Here is a 21036-nt window from a genome sequence, read left to right as displayed (position 1 = left end):
TGCCAAGGACGGCGAAAAAATGCGAGCCAAATCGGCCCCCTCCGGCAGAATTACGGCAGCTTTGTGTGCTTTGCTCTTGCCAAGTCAGTCAATATTTTGCGATCAAACACATGACGCGGTTTCTCAAATGCCGCGAGAATGACCAGGACGATGGGACGGAGTTTGTCTTGGATCAAATCATAGCGGGAGGACTCATGCGATTTACGGCAAAAACAGCGCAGAGGATGGTGTAGCGGTGAGCGAGCACGTAACCAATCACGACGCTTCGGGTGAACCGACCCGTCGCGATTTTCTTTACCTAGTGACGGGAATGGCGGGCGCTGTCGGTGCCGCCGCAGTTGCATGGCCCTTTATCGACCAGATGCGTCCCGATGCATCGACGCTGGCGCTCGCCTCCATCGAGGTGGATGTCACGGCCGTCGAGCCGGGCATGTCGCTTACCGTGAAGTGGCGCGGCAAGCCGATTTTCATCCGCAACCGCACGGAGAAGGAAATCGAGGAAGCCAAGGCCGTCGCTCTCGGCGATCTGAAGGATCCCGTGGCGCGCAATGCCAACATCGCCGTCGACGCGCAGGCGACGGATATCGACCGCTCCGCCGGCGAGGGCAAGGAAAACTGGATCGTCATGGTCGGTTCCTGTACCCATCTCGGTTGCGTTCCGCTCGGCCAGGCCGGCGATTTCGGCGGGTGGTTCTGTCCCTGCCATGGCTCGCACTACGATACGGCGGGCCGCATACGTAAGGGTCCGGCGCCGGAAAACCTCGCCATCCCGACATTTGCATTCACATCCGATACCGTGATCAAGATCGGATAAGGGGACAGATATTCATGAGTGGTCATTCCAGTTATCAGCCGTCCACCGGCATCGAAAGGTGGATCGATTCGCGGCTTCCCTTGCCGCGCATGATCTATGACAGCTTCGTTGCCTATCCTGTCCCGCGTAACCTGAACTACGCCTACACCTTCGGCGCGATGCTTTCCGTCATGCTGCTGGTGCAAATCCTCACCGGCGTCGTGCTGGCCATGCATTATGCGGCCGAAACGACGGTGGCCTTCAATTCCGTCGAAAAGATCATGCGCGACGTCAACCACGGCTGGCTGCTGCGCTACATGCATGCCAACGGTGCGTCGTTCTTCTTCATCGCGGTTTACCTGCATATCGCCCGCGGCCTTTATTACGGCTCCTACAAGGCGCCGCGCGAAATCCTCTGGATTCTCGGCTGCGTGATCTTCCTGCTGATGATGGCGACGGGCTTCATGGGCTACGTTCTGCCCTGGGGCCAGATGTCCTTCTGGGGCGCAACCGTCATCACCGGTTTCTTCACGGCTTTCCCGGCCATCGGCGAATGGATCCAGCAGTTCCTGCTCGGCGGCTTTGCCGTGGACCAGCCGACCCTGAACCGCTTCTTTGCGCTTCACTATCTGCTGCCCTTCATGATCGCAGGCGTCGTGATCCTGCACATCTGGGCGCTGCATGTGACCGGCCAGACCAACCCGACCGGCGTTGAAGTGAAGAGCAAGACCGATACGGTTCCCTTCACGCCCTATGCGACGCTGAAGGATGCGCTCGGCGTTTCCGTGTTCCTGATCGGTTACGCCTGGTTCGTATTCTACATGCCGAACTTCCTTGGCCACCCCGACAACTACATCATGGCCGATCCGCTGAAGACGCCGGCGCATATCGTTCCGGAATGGTACTTCCTGCCGTTCTACGCCATGCTGCGCGCCATCACCTTCAACATCTGGATCATCGATTCCAAGCTGGGCGGCGTTCTCGTGATGTTCGGCGCGATCGTCGTGCTGTTCTTCCTGCCCTGGCTCGATACGTCGAAGGTGCGTTCCGCCGTCTATCGCCCCTGGTACAAGATGTTCTTCTGGCTGTTCGTGGTCAATGCCATCATGCTCGGCTGGCTGGGTTCGCGCCCGGCGGAAGGAACCGGCCTGATCGGCCTGCTCACCGGCGAGCTGAAAGGCAATTATGTCGGCTATTCGCAGCTCGGCACGCTTTATTATTTCGGTTTCTTCCTCGTCATCATGCCGATCCTCGGTCTGGTCGAAACGCCCCGGCGTATTCCGAATTCGATTACCGAGGCCGTTCTCGAAAAGAACGCCGCCAAGACGGGTGCCGCATCTGCGGCTGCCGAAGTCTGAGCGCGAAGGAAGGATGACGACAATGAAGACGCTTCTCACGAGCATCGCGCTTTTCGCCGCCATCGGCTGTTCCGTCACCGTCGCTTCGGCGGCGGAGGAGAGCCACGATCTCGCCGCCCAGGCCACGCATGCGATCGCCGGCAATCACTTCCCGGTCATCAAGCCCGAGGAACAGAGCTGGTCCTTTGCCGGACCCTTCGGCAAATACGACAAGGGCCAGCTGCAACGCGGCCTGAAGGTCTATAAGGAAGTCTGCTCCGCCTGCCATTCCATGAGCCTCGTTTCCTTCCGCACGCTGGAGGATCTCGGTTATTCGGACGAGCAGGTGAAGGCTTTCGCCGCGGAATATGAAGTGCAGGACGGGCCGAACGCCGATGGTGAAATGTACAATCGCAAGGCCGTGCCTTCCGATCATTTCCCTTCGCCTTTCCCCAACCATGAGGCGGCCGCTGCCGCCAACGGTGGAGCGGCCCCGCCCGACATGTCGCTGCTCGCCAAGGCGCGTGGCGTGGAGCGCGGCTTTCCGCAATTCATCATCGACATGATCCCGATCGTCGGTGGTTACCAGGAAGGCGGCCCGGATTACATCCATGCGCTGCTGACCGGATATCAGGATCCGCCGGCCGGCATAAAAAACCCGGATGGTTCGGAGTACAAGGTGTCGGAAGGCACGCACTTCAATCCGTACTTCGTCAGCGCCACTTCCTTAAAGATGGCGCCGCCGATCAGTGCCGATCAGGTAACCTATGACGACGGCGCACCGCAGACCGTGGACCAATATTCCAAGGACGTTGCTGCGTTCCTGATGTGGGCGGCGGAACCGCATCTGGAAGAGCGCAAGCGCACCGGCTTCATGGTCATGGTGTTCCTGTTCATCTTCACGGCGCTGATCTATCTCACCAAGAAATCGGTCTACGCCAACAAGGAACATTGATCGGCATCCAGAAGATGCCTGTCAGTCATTGGCCCCCACGGTCTTCCGTGGGGGCCTTTTCATGTGTCGAGAGGGATGGTGGAAATGACGAAAATTCGTAACGGCGGCTGCCTGTGCGGCTCCATCCGCTTTGAAGCGAAGGGCGAGCCCGGTAATCCGCACACTTGCTCCTGCGATATCTGCCAGCGGCATTCTGGCGCCCCCAGCCTTGCCTGGGTGGAGTTCGAGAAGGATGCGGTGACATGGACGGGAGAGGGCGGCGCGCCTTCGACTTTCCGATCCTCCGATTATTCCAGCCGGGCCTTCTGCCCGATCTGCGGCAGCACGCTTGGCGCCATCGACGACGCGCCGACGGTTGCGCTGGTCTCGGGAAGTTTCGATGACAGGGACGACGAGGCGCTGCGGCCCCTGTCGCATTCCTTCGAGGATGTCTGCCCGGTGTGGGCGCGGATCGAGGGAATGTCGCCGGCGGAATGAGCGCCGGCCCTTTTTTGTTGGTCCGCAGCCGTCAAGTTGATAGGGTGGCCCGAACCTTCTGATCCATTTCCCTTATCTCAACTGGAAATACCATGACCGTTATCGCTTCGGAGCTTTCCGCTGCCATCCGTTCCATTCCCGACTATCCGAAGCCGGGCATCATCTTCCGGGACATCACGACACTGCTCGGCAACCCCCGCGCTTTTCGCCGTGCCGTGGACGAACTCGTGCAGCCCTATGCCGGAACGAAGATCGACAAGATCGCCGGCATGGAAGCACGCGGCTTCATTCTGGGCGGTGCGGTGGCGCATCAGCTATCGGCCGGTTTCGTGCCGATCCGCAAGAAGGGCAAGCTGCCGCACACCACCGTCCGCGTCGCCTACAGCCTTGAATACGGCGTCGACGAAATGGAAATGCATGTGGATGCGGTTCAGCCGGGCGAAAAGGTCATTCTGGTCGATGACCTGATTGCTACCGGCGGCACTGCCGAAGGCGCGGTCAAGCTTTTGCGGCAGATGGGCGCGGAGATCGTTTCCGCCTGTTTCGTTATCGACCTGCCCGATCTCGGTGGCCGCAAGAAGCTCGAAGACCTCGGTGTCGAGGTGCGGACGCTGGTGGAGTTTTCCGGCCATTGAGATGGTAACGGGGCAATGGTGACGCTATTGCCCCGACGCTTTTCTATTCGAATTCCAGAACCCCGCTCTGGAAGGTCATCACTGTTTCTCCCGACTGGTTGACGCCCTCGTTAAATGTGGTGTTCAGCCAGACGCCGGCTCTGGATTCCAGCGCTCGGGTGTCGAGCAGGGTCACGAAATAGGTGACATCGTCTCCGGCGAAGACCGGTTTTTTCCATTTGAGTTCGCGAAAGCCGGGGGAGGGGCCGAGTTTGGGTGGCTCAAGGCCCTGTAGCTTCAACCTTTTCACCTCTTTGGCCCAGTGAGAGAGGAAGCATTTCATCCAGCCTGCGCCGGTGTGCCAGCCGGAAGCGCAGAGAGCGCCGAAAACGCTGTTCTTTGCGGCTTCCGCATCGAGATGAAAGGGCTGCGGATCGAAATCGCGGGCAAAACGGATGATGTCTTCGGCGGAAAAATGCAGCGTATCGAGGGTGACGCGTTCGCCGATGGGAGAAAGTTCCGCCAGTTTCATGCTGCAACGCCTCCATTGCCGCGCATCAGGAACATCACGGTGTTTTCGCCGTGCGACACCAGAACGCCGCGCTGGTTATAAAGCTCGTGGCGTAATTTTACGAGGCCGATGCCGGGGCGCGAGGCGGAAGGCCGCTGTTCCAGCACGATGGATTTTCCCGAAAGTGTATCGCCCGCCAGAACCGGCTTTTTCCAGTCGACGAAATCGATGCCGGGGCTGCCCTGCGAGGTCGAGTTCGAGATGTAGCTGTCCGCCATCATCCGCATCAGCAGGCTGCAGGTGTGCCAACCGGAAGCCGCCAGCCCGCCGAGAATGCTTTGGCGGCCAGCCTCTTCGGAAAGATGCATCGGCTGCGGGTCGAATTCGCTGGCGAAGGCGATGATCTGCTCTGCGGAAATCGATTGCGGGCCTAAAGGAAATTCCCGACCGACGGAAAAATCCTCATAGGCATATGGCGCGACCGGCGTCATGGTTTCCTCCCTTCGCACAGTCAATATCGGCGGCATCTAAAATGATTTTTCCCTTTACGTAAAGGTCAAATCGAGGGTGCGATGCGAAGGAATGGGGCGAGCGGGTGCCGTTTGTTTCTTCTCCCCGAGGGGGAGAAGGTTGCGGCAGCGGGATGAGGGGGCGAGGATCGAGACATTTGGAGAGCTAGCCCCTCATCCGACCCTTCGGGCCACCTTCTCCCCGGCGGGGAGAAGAAACCGTGCTGCGATGTCCGGGCGACTACGCCCCGGCCGTCCTCACCTCAACCCAGATCAGGTATTGAAGCGGAAGTGGATGACGTCGCCGTCCTGAACCACATATTCCTTGCCTTCGTCGCGAGCCTTGCCGGCTTCCTTCGCGCCGACTTCGCCCTTGAAGGCGACATAGTCGTTGTAAGCGATGGTGTTGGCGCGGATGAAGCCGCGTTCGAAATCGGAGTGGATGACGCCGGCGGCCTGCGGGGCCTTGGTGCCGCGCTCGATGGTCCAGGCGCGGCATTCCTTAGGGCCGACGGTGAAATAGGTGATGAGATCGAGCAGCTTGTAGCCGGCGCGGATCAGGCGGTCGAGGCCTGCTTCCTCAAGCCCGAGGGCGGAGAGGAATTCCTTCGCCTCTTCATCGGGAAGCTGTGCGACTTCGGATTCGATCGCCGCGGAGATCACGACGGATTCCGCACCCTGGGCCTTGGCCATTTCGGCAACGGCCTTGGTGTGTTCGTTGCCGTCGACGGCGTCGCTTTCGGCGACGTTGCAGACGTAGAGAACCGGATGCGCGGTCAGGAGGTTGAGGCCCTGAAGGATGCGCAGTTCCTCGGCATCGAGCGTGGAGAGCAGGGTGCGGACCGGCTTGCCTTCGTTCAGAAGCTTCAGCGAGGCTTCCATCAGCGGCAGCTGCGCCAGCGATTCCTTGTCCTTGCCGGTGGCGCGCTTGCGGGTCTGTTCCGTGCGGCGCTCAAGGCTTTCGAGATCGGAAAGCATCAGCTCGGTCTCGATGGTTTCGGCATCGGCCACGGGGTTGATGCGGCCTTCGACGTGGGTGATGTCGTCATCTTCGAAGCAGCGCAGAACGTGAACCACGGCGTCCACTTCGCGGATATTGGCGAGGAACTGGTTGCCGAGGCCTTCGCCCTTCGATGCGCCGCGCACCAGGCCGGCAATATCCACGAAGGAGATGCGGGTGGGGATGATTTCCTTCGAGCCGGCAATGTCGGCGAGGATTTTCATGCGCGCATCCGGAACCGCCACTTCGCCGGTATTCGGCTCGATGGTACAGAAGGGATAGTTGGCCGCCTGCGCCGCTGCCGTTTTCGTCAGCGCGTTGAAGAGAGTGGACTTGCCGACATTTGGCAATCCAACGATACCGCATTTGAAGCCCATGGCTTGAAACCTGTCCGTTTGAAAGAATTCGTTGAGGAGCCTTTTGCGGAAAGGGCAGGGCAAGGTCAAGCCCGCGGGCCGATTTGTGCGGGCAAAGCACCTTTAATGGTGCGGAATTTCGGGCAGGGTTGCCGATGCTGCGGTTGCGGCGCAATATAAGCCGGTCAAGCGATCGATCTTTCGTCATCAACGGGGTTTTCCCATGAACAACCGCGATGAGCGACAGGCACGAGCGACCATGATGAGTGACAGTCCTGTCGATCTCAAGCCGAAACCGAAAGTCAAACCGAAGCTGGAGCGGCCGAAGCTCTACAAGGTCATTCTGCTGAATGACGACTATACGCCGCGTGAGTTCGTTACCGTGGTGTTGAAAGCCGTCTTCCGCATGAGCGAGGAAACCGGCCACCGGGTGATGATGACGGCGCACCGCTTCGGCAGCGCGGTCGTCGTTGTCTGCGAGCGCGATATCGCCGAGACCAAGGCCAAGGAAGCGACCGATCTCGGCAAGGAAGCGGGATTTCCGCTGATGTTCACCACCGAGCCGGAGGAGTGAGCGTTAATCCTGCCGGATCTGGAAACCCGTCTTGTTCTGTACGAAGCCGCAGCTTTCGTAAAAGGCGTGAACCTCCGGACGCTGCCGACCGGTCAGCAGCATCACCTTGTAGCAGTTCGCCGCAAAAGCCGCTTCGACGGCATGGCGCACCACCGCGCGGCCATATCCGCGGCCGCGACGGTTTTCCAGCGTCACCACGTTTTCGATGAGGGCATAGGGGCGGGCGGCGCGCGTCAGGTTCGGAACGATCAGCAGCGTGGCGGTGGCGACCGCTTCTTCGTCTTCGGTCGCAAGAAACACGGACAGGCCCGGCTGGGCGAGCATGGTCGCGAAAGCCGTGTTCGCTTCTTCTGCCGTCATTTCAGGGTCGGACGGATTGAGCGCCCGGTAAAGGTCAAGCAATCCGGCCAGATCGCCGGCTCCGGCTGCGCGCAGGACGATGGGCTCGGAAGACATTCGCGATCTAGTCCTTCTTGCTGAACATACGCTTCAGCATTTCGGCCATCGGGCCGGTTTCCGGCAGCTTTTTCGGCTGGGCGCTGTTGCGTGCCTGATGGATATGGGACTGTGCAGCGGGTTTGGCCGCCTTGGCCGGCTTTTCGGCTTCCGGCTTGCTGCCCGTGGCCAGTGCCAGCTTGTTCATCAATTGTGAATCCTCGGCTTTCACCAGCATGGCGGCATTGTCGGCAATGGCGTCCAGAAGCGGATCGAGCCAGACCCGGTCTGCCTTGGCGAAATCGCCGAGCACGTGGCCGTGCACCCGCTCCTTGTCACCGGGGTGGCCGATGCCGAGACGCAGGCGGCGATAGTCCTTGCCGCAATGGGCGTCGAGCGATTTCAGGCCGTTATGGCCGCCATGGCCGCCACCGGTCTTGATGCGGGCGCGGCCGACCGGCAAATCCAGTTCGTCATGGATGGCGATGAGGTCTGCCGGTGCAAGCTTGAAGAAGCGCATGGCTTCGCCGACGGATTCACCCGAAAGGTTCATATAGGTCAGCGGCTTCATCAGCAGGACCTTTTCACCGCCGATTTCGCCTTCGGAAATCTCCGCCTTGAATTTTTTCGACCAGGGCGCAAAGGACGGCAGGCGCTGCAGCGCATCGACGGCCATAAAGCCGATATTGTGACGGTTTACCGCATATTGCGCGCCGGGATTACCAAGTCCTGCGATGATCTTCATGGGGCATGTCCGCGTTTTGCCTGATGATGCTGTTGTCACCACCCCGAAAACCGCCGGCTGTCAATCTTTTTATGAGTTTTGCTTTTTATGAGTTTTGCGGGAACGCCGAACCGGCCGCTTATGGGCTGACGAGATTATAGCGGTCGAATATTCGCTGCTGCGTTCCATCGGCGATCAGCCTGTCCAGCCGGGCCTGTAATTTCGCGATGACCTCATCGGGCACGCTTTTGTTGCAGGCAAGCCCAAGCTGTTGCCGCGAGAGAGTTATCACTTCGCTAAACGTGTCGGCGGGCAGGCTTTTGAAGGTGCTTTCAGACATGGGCATCAGGTCGATGCGGCCGGCCTTCAGCTTGTGAAGCGTGATCTCGAAATCCGCGCCGACATCCACCTGCGGGAAACCGAGCTTTTCGAGAAGCGCTTCGGTGTAATCTCCACGCTGGGTTCCCACCCGATATTTCTTGGCTTCCTCAAGGCTGGAGGCTTCGATATTCGCGTTGCGGCGCGCCACGAGAATGTTGCGGTCGATATGGATCGGCGTGACCCATTTGAACTGTTTTTCCCGCTCCGGCGTTCTCGCAGCGGCGAAGACGCAGTGCATGGCCTGCGTTCTGGCCAGTGCGATGGCCCGCGCCCAGGGCATGACGGCGACCTCGTAACTGGTGCCGGTGTCTTCGAGCACGGTTCTGAGCTGGTCGAAATAGACCCCTCGCACGCTGCCGTCGCTGGCCTGCAGATTATAGGGCGGATAAACCTCGGTGGTCAGGAAGAGCTTGGCCGCGCTGGCCGGAGTGGCGAGTGCAAGAAAGATCAGGCAAAAGCGGATCAATCCCATGGCTGCCCCCTGCCGGTTCATGCTTGCCGCGCAGCGGCGCGGTTTTGCCCGGACGCCGTGTCGAGTGAGGAGATCAGCCTTTCGACCGGCTGCGGACGCGCGAAGAAATAACCCTGCCCGAAATCCGCGCCTATATCGCTCAGTAGCGCCTTCTGTTCTTCCGTCTCGACGCCCTCGGCAATGACGGCGCAGTTCATCTTGTGCGAGATGGCCGCGATGCCTTCGACCAGCATGCGGTTGCGCTGCCTGATGTCCATCCTGTCGTCGCAGATCGAGCGGGTGAAGGACTGGTCGATCTTGACGATATCGACCGGAAAACGGCTGAGATAGCTAAGCGAGGAATAACCCGTGCCGAAATCATCCAGCGCGATGCGGCAGCCCAGCTGGTGGATGGCATTGAGGATCGCCCAAACCTGCGGATCGTCCTTCATGATAACGGCTTCGGTGATCTCGATGACCAGCCGTCTGGGAAGAATGCCATGGCGGTGCAGAACGCCGGCGATGCGCGTCGGCAATCCCGGTTCGAATTGCAACGGTGAGAAATTCACCGCCACATAGGTCTGCTCCATGCCCGGCAGGCGCGACAGCCGGGCGAGATTGGCGATCGACTGATCGAGAATGACATTGCCGATGCGGTGGATAGTGCCGTTTTCTTCCGCAAGGCTGACGATTGCGGCCGGGGAAAGCAGGCCCTTGTCCGGGTGGTTGAGACGCAGCAGCGCCTCGAAACCCGCCGTCTGGCCGGTGGCGAGGTTCTGAATCGGTTGGAAATAGGCCTCGAACCAGTCTTCGGAAAGCGCCTGCGCGATATCCCGTTCCAGCTCCGCATGTTCGCGCGCACGGTCCATGATCGAGCTGTCGAAGACCTGCGAGCCGTTTTTGCCCGTGCGCTTGCGGGTATACATGGCCATGTCGGCATTCTGCAAAAGCTCGGAGGCGCTGGCGGCGTGCAGGGGATAGACCGCCATGCCGATACTGGCGCTGAGGCGGATGCTGTTGCTTTCGATATCGAAGGGCGTGTCGAGCATGGCGCAGATGCGCTCGCAGAATTGCAGGGCGCGCTCTTCCACCTTGTCGCCGGCCAGAAGAATGGCGAATTCGTCGCCGCCAAGCCGCGATGCGCTGTCCAGCGGTGTCAGCAGCGGTTCGAGCTTCAACGTGAACTGTTTGAGAACGGCGTCGCCCGCGGCATGGCCGAGATTGTCGTTGATCGCCTTGAACCGGTCGAGGTCGATGAACAGGCAGGCCAGCTCGCTGCCATTGCGGTCCGCATCGCGGATCTGCAGGTCGAGAATGGCCTCGAAGCCCTGCCGGTTGAAAAGGCCGGTCAGGTGGTCGGAAATGGCCTGCTGGCGGTTGCGCTTTTCCGACTGGCGCAGTTCGGTCACGTCCGTCATGACGCAGAGGCAGGTGCTCTGATGGGCCGCATCGCCGGAATCGAGGGCCTTTTCGAGGATGAGCGCATCCATGACGCTGCCATCCATGCAGTGGAAGCGCACGGTAATGCCGCTATGCGAGGCATCGGGCAGGGGATGAGCCGTCTTGCGCTGCTGGAACAGAAGCCGGTCATCGGGATGGATGAGATCGGCGAAATTCAGGCCGAGTATCCGGGTGCGGTCGTAACCGGTCGCCTGCACCCAATAGTCACTGACGGCGGCAATGCGGTCGTGCCTGTCGAGCGAAAACAGCATGGCGGGCGTGCGGTTGTAGATTTCCGTCTTACGCTCGTGCGCGTTCTTGATCTCCAGCTCTTCCTTTTCGAGCTGGGTCTGCATTTCGTTGAAGCTTTTCGCCAGCCGGCCGATTTCGTCCTTCGAACGCCAGTCGACGTGGTGGCGCGAGCCGAGACGCCGCGTCGCCTCGATGGCGGCCGCGAGCCGCATTAGCGGGCGGATGACCATGAAGCGGTTGCCGGCGATGGCGGCAAGAACGATGGTGAGGACGGCGAGGATGAAAATCGTGATGAAGGCCAGTTCGGTGCGGCTGAGAGAAGTCAGAAGGCCGACATCGTCGTAATAGACCGTCAGTTGCCCGACGGTGACGGTGCCCTTTGTGGTCTTGTAGGTGACCTCGCGGGTCATCGAGGCGGCATCCTGAATGATGTCGCTGCCGGCAGTCTGGACGACATCAAGCTGGCCGGATGTATCCTTGACCTCGACCATGCGGATCATGGGATCGGAAACGAGAGTTCCGGTAATCTGGTTTATCGTGTCGTCATCAAGGTCCCACAGGGGCCGGGCAAGCGCCTGAGTATTGGTCGACAGCAGAATTTCAATATGATTGCGCTGGCTACGGATGGCTTCGTTGTAGGAAAGCGTCAGCAACAGCGTGAATAGCGGGGCGACCACTGTAAGAAGTGCGCCGGAAACAATCGCGATAAAGCGACTTTCGACGGAATGAGCCATGTTCGATTGCAGCTACCCTTTGCCCCAGACTTGCTGCGCCCCGTTTCGTCCGCCCGGAGGGTTTTGCGAGGGTTTTCGGCAAAAGCCTGTTTTCCAACGCATTTCCTCAGCCCGGCCGGTGTTCCACGACAGCGCGAGGGTATCGTTTCATGGAAGTGTTAATCGACACTGAAACGGGTTCCGTATCAGGTGAGGATGGCAAGCTTTCTGGTTTTAAAGTTCATAAAAACTAAAAGGCCCGTTCCGAAAACGGAACGGGCCTCATTGTTCAAAGCTGTCCGGCCTTGCGGCCGCCGATTATTCCTCGGAAGCTTCTTCGGTCGTTTCTTCTGCAACGCCGCCAGCCGGAGCGACGATCGTTGCGATCGTGAAGTCACGGTCGGCGATAACCGGCGTGATGTTCTTCGGCAGCTTCACATTCGAAATGTGGACGTTGTCGCCGATCTTCAGACCAGCGAGATCGACCGTGATGAATTCCGGAATGTCGTTGGCCGGGCAGTGGAATTCCACCGTGTGGCGAACGATGTTCAGAACGCCGCCGATCTTGATGTCCGACTTTTCTTCGTTGACGAAGTGAACCGGAACTTCGACGTTGACGAGCGTGTTGCCCGAAACGCGCAGGAAGTCGACGTGCATGGTGAAGTCGCGGACCGGATCAAGCTGGTAGTCCTTCGGGAGAACCTTGATCTTCTTGCCGTCGACGTCAATGATCGCAACCGTCGTCATGAAACCGCCGGCGTGGATACGCTTGGTGACTTCGTTGGTCGAGAGCGCGATGGAAATGGGGGCCTGCTTGTCACCATAGATGACAGCGGGAATCAAACCGTTGCGGCGAAGTTCACGAGAGGACCCCTTACCAACTCGTTCGCGCGCCTCGGCCTTGAGCTCATACGATTCTTTGCTCATGGCAATTCCTTTCGAGGTTATATGGAGAGTTCACGCCGAACGAAGCGGCCTGAACCGGAGAGGCCAAAGGCCATCCCGCCCGCGTTGCCTCCAAGGGTGTCTACACGGGTGCGGGCGCTATAATACAAACGGGACACAAAGACAAGAGAGGACCACTTTCTTGTCTGCATACCTCTCCGGTTTCATTAGGTTGCACTAATTCACTTACGTGTTGCAACTTTTAATGTGTGCTTATCCATTCATATAAACCGGGTGAAAACTTGGCGAATGATAAGGCTACGCAAAATTCCAATTGCGTAGATGACAATGCTCAAAGTTCTCCAGTGCCTCACCATCGATCACGACTATCGATACACCGCCGCAGCGGTCTTCGTCTGCATGCTGGGCAGTTTCGTCTCGATGCGCCTTTTTTCGAAAGCACGTCTGGCGACGGGGGTGCAGAAGGTCAACTGGCTGTTTCTGGCGGGCGTCAATGGCGGGGCGGCGATATGGACCACCCATTTCGTGGCGATGCTGGGCTATGTCGCGGCGGGCGATGTCGGATACGATCCCTATCTGACCGGGCTGTCGCTTCTGATTGCCATTACCACAACGACTGCCGGCCTGGGCATTTCCGCCTATGGCGGACGCAGCGTGCTGGTGGAAGCCGGTGGCGTCATCCTCGGCCTCGGCATTGCGGCGATGCATTATACGGGTATGGCCGCCTACAATGTTCAAGGCATGATTTTCTGGAATCAGGCCTATGTCATCGCCTCGCTGATATTGGGGGCGGTGCTGGGCGCCATTGCGGTCAATCGCATTGCCCGGCCTCTCAACCGTTTCTGCCAGTATAGCGCGGTGGCGTTTCTCATCCTGGCCATTGCCTCGATGCATTATACCGGCATGGCGTCGATGTCCTTCGCCTTCGACCCGCGTATCGTCATTCCGGAAAACCTGCTGCCGCCGGCCATCATGGGCGGAGGCGCCATTGCGGTGACGCTTCTGCTTCTGGCGCTCGGGCTCTCCACCTATGTCATCGACGCCCAGTCCACCCAGCAGGCGGTTGCCCGCTATCGCCATCTCTCGTTGCACGATCCGCTGACGGGCATTCCCAACCGGGCGGCATTCATCGAACATCTCAATCGCCGCACACGCCATGTCTCGATGGGCGCGCATACGGCGCTTCTGTCCATCGATCTCGACCGTTTCAAGGAAATCAATGACGTGCATGGCCATGCGGCGGGCGACGCCGTGCTGCGCGCCATCGCCGACCGCGCGAGTTCCGTGCTGAAGACCGGAGAGTTTCTGGCGCGTATGGGCGGCGATGAATTCGTGGCGATGACCCATTCCTATTACACCCGCGCCGACGGCGCGGAATTCGCCCAGCGATTGATCGAGCAGATCAGCAAGCCGGTGGAATGGAACGGACAGACATTTTCGGTCGGCGCAAGCGTCGGCATATCGGTTCGCAATACCGGCTCCATCGATGCCGATACGCTGATGGCCCAGGCGGATGTCGCCATGTACCGGGCAAAAAGCGGTACTTCGGACACCATATGCTTTTACGACAAATCCATGGACGAGGCCGCGCGTGAGCGCAACGTGCTTGCCGTCGCCATGCGCAGCGGCCTCGCCAATAACGAGTTCGAGCTTTATTACCAGCAGCAGAACGACACCAAAAGCGGCAGCATCGTCGGTTTCGAAGCGCTTTTGCGCTGGAACCATCCCGAACGGGGCATGGTCTCGCCGACCGAATTCATTCCGATCGCCGAACAGACCGGCTTTATCGTCGAACTGGGCGAATGGGTTCTGAGAGAAGCCTGCGTGCAGGCCGCTCAGTGGAAAAAATCGCTCGCCATTGCCGTAAACGTCGCGCCGCAGCAGCTTGCGGATAATGATTTCCCCGACAAGGTTGAGAAAATTCTCGCCGAGACGGGGCTTGCGCCGGAAAGGCTCGAGCTGGAAATTACCGAAGGTAGCATCATCGCCGACCATCGCCACGCGCTCGTCACCATCCGCAAACTCAAGTCGCTCGGTGTCAAGATCGCCATGGACGACTACGGCACGGGCTATTCCTCGCTTTCGACGCTGCAGAGCTTCCCCTTCGACAAGATCAAGATCGACCGCGCTTTCATCGATGGCCTGTCGACCAACGTACAGTCGGAGGCGATCGTTCGCTCGACGCTCATTCTGGCGCACAGCCTCAATATTCCGGTGCTTGCGGAAGGGGTCGAAACCAAGGCCCATATCGAGTTCCTGCGGCGTGAAGGTTGCCTGCAGGTGCAGGGCTTCTTTTTCGGCAAGCCCGGTCCGCTGACTTCCATCGCAAATCTCGTGGACGATACGTTCCTTTCGGCAGAGGATGAAACGGACGTGACCGCCGGCCGGCGTTATTTCAAGGCGGTCCGATAGTCTGGCGCAGCCCGCGGCTGCGCCCGGCAAGGCCGGTCGCGAAATTTTTTGTTGAAACATGGCCGCTTCCAGCGCACCATCGCCGAAAAGCTTTGGGAGGAGCGTATGCCGACAGACATCGCCCATGCGGAACGCGTGTATGAAACCGCGCGCCATCGTTCCGCCGCCGCAAGTTCTCCGATTGTCGCCTCCTGGCGTCGTTGCATGGTCAAACATCATCTTGCACCGGAGGAAAACCGCAAGCCGATCTTTCTCAGCGAATATGAATTCCGCCGCGCCCGTGAAAGTGCGGCCGGCCTGATCGCCGAAAGCACGGATGAACTCGACCGCATTTTCCAAAGCGTCGGCAAATCCGGCTGCTGCCTGCTTTTGACCGATGCGCAGGGCGTTGCGCTGGAGCGGCGCGGCGCCTCGGGCGATGATCGCGATTTCCGGGCGCTTGGCCTCTGGTCCGGGGCGGTCTGGAGCGAAGAAAGCGTGGGCACCAACGGTATCGGTACGGCGCTGGTGGATGAGCGCTCGGTGGTGGTCTACCGCGATCAGCATTTCTTCACGTCAAATACCGAACTCTGCTGCACCACGGCTCCCATCCGCGATCACACCGGCCGGGTGACGGGCGCGCTCGATATTTCCACCTGCCGTGACGACATCAACGAGATGACTTTCTCCTTCGTCACCCAGGCGGTGAAGGATGCGGCGCAGCGCATCGAGGGCAATCTTTTCCGCCGCGCCTTTCCCGGTGCGCGCATCGTCGTCGTGCCGAGCGGGTTCGGAGCTGCGCTTTCGCTGCTGGCCGTGGATCAGGACGATCTCGTGCTGGGTGCGACCCGTGCCGCACGCCTTGCACTGAAGCTGGACGATGCCCGCATCGCGCAGGGACTGCCCGCCGCCGATGTTCTTCAGGAACAGCGCCACGATGGCGGTTCCGATCTTGCGGAAGCGGAGCGCTCGGCGCTGCGGCGCGTGTTGTCGCGCACCAACGGCAATGTCACGCAGGCTGCTTCGCTGCTCGGCATCAGCCGCGCCACGCTTCACCGCAAGATGAAGAAATTCGACGTGCATTGAGGTGCGTGCGGGTGCGATCCGGCCCATCATGCCGGATCGAGGCGCCTTTGTCGCAGATGTGAGACAATGTGCGCTGCGGAACCGCGCCGCCCCTCTACCGAACCGCGCCATCTAGGCCCACCTTCCTCCCATGCGATCCGCTGCGGATCGTTTTCATCAGGGAGGATGAAATCATGAACATTCAGGTTCAGCAGAAAGCGGGCGAAGCGCCCTTCAAGCTGAAATACGGCAATTACATCGGCGGCAAATGGGTGGAGCCGAAATCCGGCCGCTACATGGATAATCTTTCGCCGGTCACTGGCCACAAGATCTGCGAAGTGCCGCGCTCGGACGCATCCGACATCGAATTCGCGCTGGATGCCGCCCACAAGGCCCGCGACAAATGGGGCAAGACGAGCGTGACGGAGCGCTCCAACATCCTGCTCAAGATCGCCCAGCGGATCGAGGACAATCTCGATCTCATCGCCCGTGCCGAAACCTGGGATAACGGCAAGCCGCTGCGCGAAACCACCAATGCGGATATTCCGCTCGCCATCGACCATTTCCGTTATTTTGCGGGCTGCATCCGCGCCCAGGAAGGCACGATCGGCGAAATCGACAACGATACGGTCGCCTATCACTTCCATGAGCCGCTCGGCGTCGTCGGCCAGATCATTCCGTGGAACTTCCCGATCCTGATGGCCGCGTGGAAGCTTGCACCGGCACTTGCCGCCGGCAATTGCGTGGTGCTGAAGCCGGCGGAACAGACACCGGCCTCGATTCTCATCGTGATGGAACTGATCGAAGACCTGCTGCCGCCCGGCGTCCTCAACATCGTCAACGGCACGGGTCTCGAAGCCGGAAAGCCGCTGGCGCAGAGCAACCGCATCGCCAAGATCGCCTTTACCGGCTCCACCTCGGTCGGCAAGGAAATCATGCGTTATGCGGCCGACAACGTCACCAACATCACGCTGGAGCTGGGCGGCAAGTCGCCGAACATCTTCTTCGCCGATGTGATGAACGAGGACGATGCCTTCCTCGACAAGGCGCTCGAAGGTTTCGCCTTCTTCGCGCTCAATCAGGGCGAGGTGTGCACCTGCCCGTCGCGTGCGCTGGTGCATGAATCGATCTATGACCGCTTCATGGAAAAGGCGATCAAGCGCGTTCAGGCGATCAGCCAGGACGATCCGCTCAATCCGTCGACCATGCTGGGCGCGCAGGCCTCGCAGGAACAGTTCGACAAGATCATGAGCTATCTGGAGATCGGCAAGAAGGAAGGCGCCAGGGTTCTGACCGGCGGCGACCGCAAGACGCTCACGGGCGATCTGAAGGATGGCTATTACATCCAGCCGACCGTCTTCGAAGGTAACAACAAGATGCGGATTTTCCAGGAGGAAATCTTCGGACCGGTTGTCTCCGTCACCACCTTCAAGACGGTGGAAGAGGCGCTCGAAATCGCCAATGACACGGTTTACGGTCTGGGCGCAGGCGTCTGGAGCCGCGACACCAACATCGCCTATCGGGCCGGCCGGGGCATCGAAGCGGGCCGCGTGTGGACGAATTGCTATCACGTCTATCCCGCGGGCGCTGCCTTTGGCGGTTACAAGCAGTCGGGCATCGGTCGCGAGACCCACAAGATGATGCTCGACCATTACCAGCAGACCAAGAACCTGCTCGTGTCCTACAGCCCGAACAAGGTCGGTTTCTTCTGAGGTCCTCCCCGGAAGCCGGCGAGGGGCTGTGGTGCCAGATCGCCGGCGTGTTCCCAGGGGCTTCGGCCCCTGGGAGCCCGGCTTCAAACAGAAAGGCCGGAGGTTTCGCCTCCGGCCTTTTTTCGTTGCGGTTTATGCCGCGTAACGCTGGTCCCGTTGGCGCGGGGCGCCGACCGAGAACTGCCCCACCTGTTCGGTCAGGCCGTCCGCCTCGCCGGATAGCGAGAAGGCGGCGGCCGTCGTTTCCTCCACCATGGCCGCATTCTGCTGCGTTACATGGTCGAGTTCGTTGACGGAGGCATTGATTTCGCTGAGGCGGCCGGACTGTTCGCGCGATGCGGTGGCGATCTCGCCGATCTGGTCGTTGACCGACTGGATGCGTTTCTGAATCTGCTCGAGGCTTTCACCCGTCTTCAGTACCAGCGCCACGCCGCTTTCCACATCGCCCGCCGAAGTGGCGATCAGCGTCGTGATGTCCCGGGCGGCGGCTGCCGATTTCTGGGCAAGCTCGCGAACTTCCTGCGCCACCACAGCGAAGCCCTTGCCGGCTTCGCCGGCGCGGGCGGCTTCCACACCGGCATTCAGCGCCAGCAGATTGGTCTGGAAGGCGATCTGGTCGATGACATCGATGATCTGGCGGATCTTGGCCGATGAGGTCTCGATGCGTTCCATCGCCACGATCGCTTCTTTAACGACAGCCGTGGACTTGTGCGCATCCTGCATCGTGCCCGCCGTCGCCTCGACGGCGACATTGCAGCGCGACAGCGAGAGATTGACGGCCTGCGTCATGTCTCCGAGTGCTGCGGCCGCTTCCTCAAGTGCCGCAGCCTGACGTTCGGTGCGCCGCGACAGGTCTTCCGATGCGCTTTTCAGTTCGCCGGAGCCGGAGCGGATGGCATTGGCGCTTTCGCCGATGTTGGAGATGGTCGCTTCTAGGCCCGCCATGGAGTTGTTGAAGTCGATGCGCAGATGATCGAGCGACGGCACGAAGGATTTGTCGATGCGGAGATCGAGCCTGCCGGCCGCGAGATTGGCAAGACCGGTGGCAAGTGCGTCGACAGCCTCTTCCAGTTCTTTCGCGCTTCTTGCCTTTTCCATTTCCCGCTGGGCGCGTTCTTCGTCCAGTTCTTCGCTCTTGCGATGGGATTCGGCTTCCATGCGCTGCTTGTCCAGAATGCCCTGACGGAAGGATTCCAGCGCGCGCGCCATGGTGCCGATCTCGTCGCCACGGGAAACGGCCTTGATCTCGATGTTGTTCTCACCGCCGTTCAGGCGCTCCATCAGCCCCGCAAGGCCGGTCAGCGGCTTGGTCAGGCTTGCGGAAACGAAAATGCCGATCAGCGTCATGATCGCAAGCACGGCCAGCGTCGCAACCGTTGCCCAGAAGGCGAGATCGTTGGCGGCGGCGAGAACCTTGCTTTCCTGCTGGCCGATGGCCAAAAGATGTTTCTGGCCGAAGACGGAGACCGGACGATAGGCATAGAAGATGTTGCCCGCAGGTGTCTGCGCCATCACCGTTCCGGCGTTGTTTACGTTGGAAAGGGCGGCGAGGCTTTCGGAAACCGCAGCGTCAGCGCCGCCCGAGAGTACGCCGGCCCGACGTTTGCCGTCGGCGCTCAGGAGAACGGCGTCATCGATGGTCTTGCCGGTTTCCTCAGGCGTCACCACCGCGCCGATGCGATCAGCGGCGATGCGCATGATGACGGCGCCCTTGCGCTGAAGCTGGCCCCAGTTGGAGACGGCGAGCGGCATGCCGATCATGGCCGAATCATTTTCGCCGCCAGTGAAACCGGTGGTGCTGACGACGCCGTCCTTGCCGGCTTCGATGCGGTCGAACAGCTCCTTGATCGCGGCGTTCTGCGGTTCCGTCACGCTGGTGAGGAAGTTCTTCCCCTTGGTCACGGTGTAAATAATGAGGCCGGTCTTGTCGATCACATAGATGTCGCTGACACGGGTGTTGCGCCAGACGCTGGCGATGGCGGCGTTGATGGTGGCGTGGCGAATGGCGTAAAGCAGTCGCAGGCCTTCGCCGTTGAAGGAGGCGCGCTCCTCTTCGGAGACGCCCTCGCGGCGGAAAGCCTGGATGATCGCATCCCTTTCCGTCGGTACAACGGTGGTCATTGTTTCCAGCGCCTGTGCGACCGCGGCGTTCTGCGACAGCTCGGAAATGCTCTGTTCGACGCGCAAAGTATAGGCGTCAAGCTGCTTGGACTGGTTGCCTGCAACCGTTTCGAGCCTGATTTCGCTGGCGTCGATCAGTCCCGACTTCCCCATTTCGTAGGACAACAACCCCACGGAAAGACATGAAACCAGCGTCGCGCCCGTGACGAGCGCTGCAAATTTGGCCTTTATCGACAATGATTTAGCTTTGACAGCAGTCGGATTTACACCCGGCATCCTGTTTCCCCCCCCAAAAAACGTGGCCATACCGTGGCAAAAATTGTTTACGGCCGCGTTAAAAGTGCTGGGAATTGTACGATTGTTTCCCGCATGCCGTGAAAAAATAGCCGGCCGCCACTGACGCGTTTCCCGTAATAAAACTGCAATAGAACGGGCGCATATCGAGTGAAGTTCAACGGCTGTTCATGTTCATGCAAGCTTTCCGCGCTCCTTCTCTCGCCACTATCAATGATGTCTGCGGACTGAATGCGGACGGATATGACGGAGCCAGCGTGAAACCGAGGCCGGATTTCGCCGTTGTCGTGCCCATGCACAATGAGCAAGCGAGTGTGGAAACGCTCGTGGCGGAGATTTTTGCCGCCTGCCAGCCTGTCGGCGTCTTCGAGATCGTGGTGGTGGACGACGCGTCTTCGGACGGCACGGTCGATGCGGTGCTTGCGCTTAGCGATCGTTACCCGATGCTGCGGCTGGTGCGCCATGATCGTCAGGGCGGACAGTCTGCGGCGATCCACAGCGGTGTGCAGGCGGCGCGTGCGCCTGTTATCTGCATGCTGGATGGAGACGGGCAGAACCCGCCGGACAATCTGCCGGCTCTTCTCGCGCCGCTTCTCTCCATAAGCGCTCCCAGCCGGCTTGGCCTCGTGGCCGGCCAGCGTGTCGGCCGGCGCGATACGCTTGGAAAACGCCTCTCCTCCCAATTCGCCAATGGGCTTCGGGCGCGGATATTGAAGGACGGCACGCGCGACACCGGCTGCGGCCTCAAGGCCTTCCGCCGCGACGCCTACCTCGCCTTGCCCTATTTCGATCATCACCACCGCTATTTCCCGGCGCTGTTCAATCGCGACGGCTGGCAGGTCACCCATGTCGACGTCACGCACCGGGCGCGGCTGCACGGAAATTCCCATTACACCAATATCGGCCGCGCGCTTGTCGGCATCCACGACCTGATCGGCGTCGCCTGGCTGCTGCGCCGGCGAAAGCGCTCAAGCTGGGCTGAAACTTTCAAAACGGAGACATCGCCGTGAATGCACCGGCTTTAT

At 60.1% G+C, this 21036-nt stretch carries 19 protein-coding genes; 10 read left to right on the top strand and 9 right to left on the bottom strand.

Annotated features, from left to right (window positions below):
- Nucleotides 1–235: 235 nt before the first annotated feature.
- From petA to ACQZ5G_RS14155, 5 genes are all read left to right on the top strand, one after another.
- Entirely contained in the window at nt 236–814 is a 579-nt protein-coding gene (gene petA / locus ACQZ5G_RS14175; RefSeq protein WP_080816272.1) for a ubiquinol-cytochrome c reductase iron-sulfur subunit, read from the top strand.
- A gap of 14 nt (nt 815–828) precedes the next feature.
- On the top strand, nt 829–2151 hold the full coding sequence (locus tag ACQZ5G_RS14170; protein WP_080816276.1) for a cytochrome b: 1323 nt from the start codon (nt 829–831) through the stop codon (nt 2149–2151).
- A 22-nt stretch (nt 2152–2173) separates the two neighbouring features.
- On the top strand, nt 2174–3085 hold the full coding sequence (locus tag ACQZ5G_RS14165; protein WP_127757800.1) for a cytochrome c1: 912 nt from the start codon (nt 2174–2176) through the stop codon (nt 3083–3085).
- Nucleotides 3086–3169: 84 nt separating this feature from the next.
- Entirely contained in the window at nt 3170–3562 is a 393-nt protein-coding gene (locus ACQZ5G_RS14160; protein WP_448736537.1) for a GFA family protein, read from the top strand.
- Nucleotides 3563–3654: 92 nt separating this feature from the next.
- Nucleotides 3655–4197 (top strand): adenine phosphoribosyltransferase, encoded by a 543-nt coding sequence (locus ACQZ5G_RS14155; protein ID WP_003494623.1) that lies wholly within the window; start codon nt 3655–3657, stop codon nt 4195–4197.
- A 43-nt stretch (nt 4198–4240) separates the two neighbouring features.
- Here the strand turns inward: ACQZ5G_RS14155 and ACQZ5G_RS14150 are convergent, their stop codons facing one another.
- From ACQZ5G_RS14150 to ychF, 3 genes are all read right to left on the bottom strand, one after another.
- A complete protein-coding gene (locus tag ACQZ5G_RS14150) occupies nt 4241–4708 on the bottom strand; it encodes a MaoC family dehydratase (RefSeq protein ID WP_065655709.1) in 468 nt (155 codons plus the stop codon).
- Nucleotides 4705–5178, bottom strand: a complete 474-nt coding sequence (locus tag ACQZ5G_RS14145; RefSeq protein WP_269829134.1) for a MaoC family dehydratase — start codon at nt 5176–5178, stop codon at nt 4705–4707. The genes ACQZ5G_RS14150 and ACQZ5G_RS14145 overlap by 4 nt, the downstream gene beginning before the upstream one ends.
- Before the next feature lie 291 nt (nt 5179–5469).
- Nucleotides 5470–6573 carry a redox-regulated ATPase YchF gene (gene ychF / locus ACQZ5G_RS14140; RefSeq protein ID WP_035260423.1) on the bottom strand — a complete coding sequence of 368 codons (1104 nt, stop codon included), beginning with the start codon at nt 6571–6573 and terminating at the stop codon, nt 5470–5472.
- A 241-nt stretch (nt 6574–6814) separates the two neighbouring features.
- Here ychF and clpS point away from each other — a divergent pair, with 241 nt between their 5' ends.
- Nucleotides 6815–7126: an ATP-dependent Clp protease adapter ClpS gene (gene clpS / locus ACQZ5G_RS14135; RefSeq protein ID WP_035260429.1), complete on the top strand. Its 312-nt coding sequence runs from the start codon at nt 6815–6817 to the stop codon at nt 7124–7126.
- Nucleotides 7127–7129: 3 nt separating this feature from the next.
- On the opposite strand, the gene ACQZ5G_RS14130 is transcribed toward clpS, so the two are convergent.
- The 5 genes from ACQZ5G_RS14130 to ACQZ5G_RS14110 form a co-directional block, all read right to left on the bottom strand.
- The gene (locus ACQZ5G_RS14130; protein WP_448736538.1) at nt 7130–7582 is read right to left on the bottom strand and encodes a GNAT family N-acetyltransferase; all 453 of its coding nucleotides are present in this window, start codon (nt 7580–7582) and stop codon (nt 7130–7132) included.
- Between the two features lie 7 nt (nt 7583–7589).
- Nucleotides 7590–8306 (bottom strand): aminoacyl-tRNA hydrolase, encoded by a 717-nt coding sequence (gene pth, locus ACQZ5G_RS14125; protein ID WP_448736539.1) that lies wholly within the window; start codon nt 8304–8306, stop codon nt 7590–7592.
- A gap of 118 nt (nt 8307–8424) precedes the next feature.
- Entirely contained in the window at nt 8425–9138 is a 714-nt protein-coding gene (locus ACQZ5G_RS14120; RefSeq protein WP_035260425.1) for a substrate-binding periplasmic protein, read from the bottom strand.
- Between the two features lie 17 nt (nt 9139–9155).
- Nucleotides 9156–11543 (bottom strand): EAL domain-containing protein, encoded by a 2388-nt coding sequence (locus tag ACQZ5G_RS14115; protein WP_448736540.1) that lies wholly within the window; start codon nt 11541–11543, stop codon nt 9156–9158.
- Between the two features lie 297 nt (nt 11544–11840).
- Nucleotides 11841–12449, bottom strand: coding sequence for a 50S ribosomal protein L25/general stress protein Ctc (locus ACQZ5G_RS14110; protein ID WP_004430287.1), 609 nt, complete (start codon nt 12447–12449; stop codon nt 11841–11843).
- A gap of 306 nt (nt 12450–12755) precedes the next feature.
- On the opposite strand from ACQZ5G_RS14110, the gene ACQZ5G_RS14105 reads away from it, so the two are divergent.
- The 3 genes from ACQZ5G_RS14105 (at nt 12756) to adh (ending at nt 17596) form a co-directional block, all read left to right on the top strand.
- Complete coding sequence (locus ACQZ5G_RS14105) at nt 12756–14840, top strand: putative bifunctional diguanylate cyclase/phosphodiesterase (RefSeq protein WP_448736541.1); 2085 nt, start codon at nt 12756–12758, stop codon at nt 14838–14840.
- Between the two features lie 105 nt (nt 14841–14945).
- Entirely contained in the window at nt 14946–15905 is a 960-nt protein-coding gene (locus tag ACQZ5G_RS14100; RefSeq protein ID WP_003522885.1) for a helix-turn-helix domain-containing protein, read from the top strand.
- Between the two features lie 173 nt (nt 15906–16078).
- Entirely contained in the window at nt 16079–17596 is a 1518-nt protein-coding gene (gene adh, locus ACQZ5G_RS14095) for an aldehyde dehydrogenase (protein ID WP_059757421.1), read from the top strand.
- Between the two features lie 132 nt (nt 17597–17728).
- Here the strand turns inward: adh and ACQZ5G_RS14090 are convergent, their stop codons facing one another.
- Nucleotides 17729–19993: a methyl-accepting chemotaxis protein gene (locus ACQZ5G_RS14090; protein ID WP_448736542.1), complete on the bottom strand. Its 2265-nt coding sequence runs from the start codon at nt 19991–19993 to the stop codon at nt 17729–17731.
- Nucleotides 19994–20181: 188 nt separating this feature from the next.
- Between ACQZ5G_RS14090 and ACQZ5G_RS14085 the strand changes: the two genes are divergently transcribed.
- Nucleotides 20182–21021 (top strand): glycosyltransferase family 2 protein, encoded by an 840-nt coding sequence (locus tag ACQZ5G_RS14085; RefSeq protein ID WP_448736543.1) that lies wholly within the window; start codon nt 20182–20184, stop codon nt 21019–21021.
- Nucleotides 21022–21036 lie beyond the last annotated feature (15 nt).

The organism is Agrobacterium sp. 22-214-1, assembly GCF_053522465.1.
The sequence above is the reverse complement of the archived record's forward strand: the minus strand, read 5'-3'. Positions and strand labels throughout refer to the sequence as shown.

What these genes read in the sequence shown, in the direction of transcription:
- ACQZ5G_RS14100 (WP_003522885.1), top strand. Translation starts at nt 14,946, where the DNA reads ATGCCGACAGACATCGCCCATGCGGAACGCGTGTATGAAACCGCGCGC.
- ACQZ5G_RS14110 (WP_004430287.1), bottom strand. Translation starts at nt 12,449, where the DNA reads ATGAGCAAAGAATCGTATGAGCTCAAGGCCGAGGCGCGCGAACGAGTT.
- ychF (WP_035260423.1), bottom strand. Translation starts at nt 6,573, where the DNA reads ATGGGCTTCAAATGCGGTATCGTTGGATTGCCAAATGTCGGCAAGTCC.
- clpS (WP_035260429.1), top strand. Translation starts at nt 6,815, where the DNA reads ATGAGTGACAGTCCTGTCGATCTCAAGCCGAAACCGAAAGTCAAACCG.
- ACQZ5G_RS14105 (WP_448736541.1), top strand. Translation starts at nt 12,756, where the DNA reads ATGCTCAAAGTTCTCCAGTGCCTCACCATCGATCACGACTATCGATAC.
- ACQZ5G_RS14160 (WP_448736537.1), top strand. Translation starts at nt 3,170, where the DNA reads ATGACGAAAATTCGTAACGGCGGCTGCCTGTGCGGCTCCATCCGCTTT.
- ACQZ5G_RS14150 (WP_065655709.1), bottom strand. Translation starts at nt 4,708, where the DNA reads ATGAAACTGGCGGAACTTTCTCCCATCGGCGAACGCGTCACCCTCGAT.
- ACQZ5G_RS14145 (WP_269829134.1), bottom strand. Translation starts at nt 5,178, where the DNA reads ATGACGCCGGTCGCGCCATATGCCTATGAGGATTTTTCCGTCGGTCGG.
- ACQZ5G_RS14155 (WP_003494623.1), top strand. Translation starts at nt 3,655, where the DNA reads ATGACCGTTATCGCTTCGGAGCTTTCCGCTGCCATCCGTTCCATTCCC.
- ACQZ5G_RS14130 (WP_448736538.1), bottom strand. Translation starts at nt 7,582, where the DNA reads ATGTCTTCCGAGCCCATCGTCCTGCGCGCAGCCGGAGCCGGCGATCTG.
- ACQZ5G_RS14170 (WP_080816276.1), top strand. Translation starts at nt 829, where the DNA reads ATGAGTGGTCATTCCAGTTATCAGCCGTCCACCGGCATCGAAAGGTGG.
- ACQZ5G_RS14115 (WP_448736540.1), bottom strand. Translation starts at nt 11,543, where the DNA reads ATGGCTCATTCCGTCGAAAGTCGCTTTATCGCGATTGTTTCCGGCGCA.
- ACQZ5G_RS14090 (WP_448736542.1), bottom strand. Translation starts at nt 19,993, where the DNA reads ATGCCGGGTGTAAATCCGACTGCTGTCAAAGCTAAATCATTGTCGATA.
- pth (WP_448736539.1), bottom strand. Translation starts at nt 8,306, where the DNA reads ATGAAGATCATCGCAGGACTTGGTAATCCCGGCGCGCAATATGCGGTA.
- ACQZ5G_RS14085 (WP_448736543.1), top strand. Translation starts at nt 20,182, where the DNA reads ATGTTCATGCAAGCTTTCCGCGCTCCTTCTCTCGCCACTATCAATGAT.
- adh (WP_059757421.1), top strand. Translation starts at nt 16,079, where the DNA reads ATGAACATTCAGGTTCAGCAGAAAGCGGGCGAAGCGCCCTTCAAGCTG.
- ACQZ5G_RS14120 (WP_035260425.1), bottom strand. Translation starts at nt 9,138, where the DNA reads ATGGGATTGATCCGCTTTTGCCTGATCTTTCTTGCACTCGCCACTCCG.
- ACQZ5G_RS14165 (WP_127757800.1), top strand. Translation starts at nt 2,174, where the DNA reads ATGAAGACGCTTCTCACGAGCATCGCGCTTTTCGCCGCCATCGGCTGT.